This is a genomic window from Rhizorhabdus histidinilytica (assembly GCF_900167915.1).
Lineage (GTDB): Bacteria > Pseudomonadota > Alphaproteobacteria > Sphingomonadales > Sphingomonadaceae > Rhizorhabdus > Rhizorhabdus histidinilytica.
In genome coordinates this window covers 1-1,577 of record NZ_FUYM01000051.1, presented here as the reverse complement: position 1 = coordinate 1,577, position 1,577 = coordinate 1, and the positions used below count along the sequence as shown (strand labels likewise).

Annotated in this window: 2 protein-coding genes; both read right to left on the bottom strand. The window is 61.3% G+C overall.

The genetic code is table 11. The annotated features are described in order from the left end of the window. Window positions 1–168 precede the first annotated feature (168 nt). Complete coding sequence (locus B5X82_RS26100; protein WP_020820238.1) at window positions 169–978, bottom strand: hypothetical protein; 810 nt, start codon at window positions 976–978, stop codon at window positions 169–171. Continuing rightward, the gene (locus tag B5X82_RS26095; RefSeq protein ID WP_020820237.1) at window positions 975–1,223 is read right to left on the bottom strand and encodes a hypothetical protein; all 249 of its coding nucleotides are present in this window, start codon (window positions 1,221–1,223) and stop codon (window positions 975–977) included. Before B5X82_RS26095 ends, B5X82_RS26100 begins: the two co-directional genes overlap by 4 nt. Window positions 1,224–1,577 lie beyond the last annotated feature (354 nt).

Below are 1,577 nucleotides of genomic sequence, written 5' to 3'. Positions count from 1 at the left end.
GCCCAATCGTGACAATCTCACTCATCGTCCGTCTCCTCGCTCTTCAGCCGAGGCAGTCTGCCTCAGCCGGTGAGCGGGAGCCATCCACTCCATCGGATACGTTACTTTCGTGTAGTCACCCCATATAGCGCGCTTCGCGGATGCAATGACGAGCCATGCTCGATCCCCTCAAAAGGCGAACGCGGTCTGGCCGCTCGCCTCGGTGAAGCTGGCGCTATCGCCTGCGGCGTAACGATCGCGGCCCAGCGGCGTCCATTGCAGATGGCCGGAACGATCGTGCGCAAACCATCCATCCTCAATGCCGTGGATGAAGGCCCACGCCTGATCCTCTGCATTCATGCGGCCCGTATTGATGGGCCAATGCTCGCTGCCGCTATCCTGCTTGCACATGCTCGGCGCGGAAAACGTGCGGATGATAGAGCTGCGGTCTGCCGGTTCGGTCCCGCCCATTTCGCTCATGATCTGGCGCGCCTCGGCGGTGTTGATGTGGCCGCGACCGTTGCTGTCCCCATGGTTGGAATAGCGACAGCCGAAGACAACGGCCTGAAAGATGCAGCTCGGTTCGGTGAACTCCTGTGTGTCGAGCAATTCGCGCCATTTCCCGGCGCTGATTAGATCAACGGCATGATGCCAAAGCCCATTGGTGCGGTTGCTATAGCCGTAGCGGTTCGTCACGCCTTCGCGGGCGATCTCGACGCCTAGCACTCTTTCAACGTGCTGCACGAAAGGATGGGCGGCAAGCAAGGGATGGCGAAGGCCAATCTTGCGCGGTTCGTCCTGCTCGGCCCGGATTACCTCAATCGGGAATTGAAACAGGCGCGAGGGCAGATTCCAAGGGGCAGGAAGCGGAAAGTTGCGGGGCACATCAAGCGCCCCGTTTATGTCCAGCAGGAAGCCACTTGCGGCAAAACCTGCGGCAACGATCTGTTCGCCCAGCTCGTCGGCCTGCTCGGTGCGGATCGCGGCGGCGGCGCTCATGCGCTCAACTCCGCATAGGTGGCGCTGCACTCGTAACGGATAGCATCGCCATCCCACATAGGACCGGAAACGCCTGCGAACTTCGGCGCGCCCTGCAATTCAAAACGCTGGCGCGGGTTGCTGTTATAGTCGGTGCATTGGAAGCCCTCGACGGCGGCTCGGTTCACGATGATTTCAACTGTCCCGCCCTCGATCTCGATCCGGTCAAGTCCCTGCTCGGTCTGGCGGTAGATGCGGATTTTCATGTGTTTTCCCTTCTTAAATGGAGCCGAAGGCGATGAACGGTCATCGACTTCTGCCCGCTGGCGAAGCCGGGGGGGATGAACCGGCATTGAGGGCTGATCGCGGGGGAGGGGGATCACCCGCCCTGCACAAGCGAAGCGCGGAAGGGCGGGGAAACCGCCGCGATCACCAAGGGAGGCCGCTTGCGGCCGAGACGGCCAGGCCCTTGACGGGAAGGGGGGAGGCCGCCCCCCTTCGCCTGGACTAGATCCGCTTGCGATCTAAGGCCTGTGGACATTCAGGATTCCCACGCTGCCTGATTTCTGATTCAGGATTCCCAAGGGGAGTTCTGAATGGACGAGCAGCGATTTGTGGTG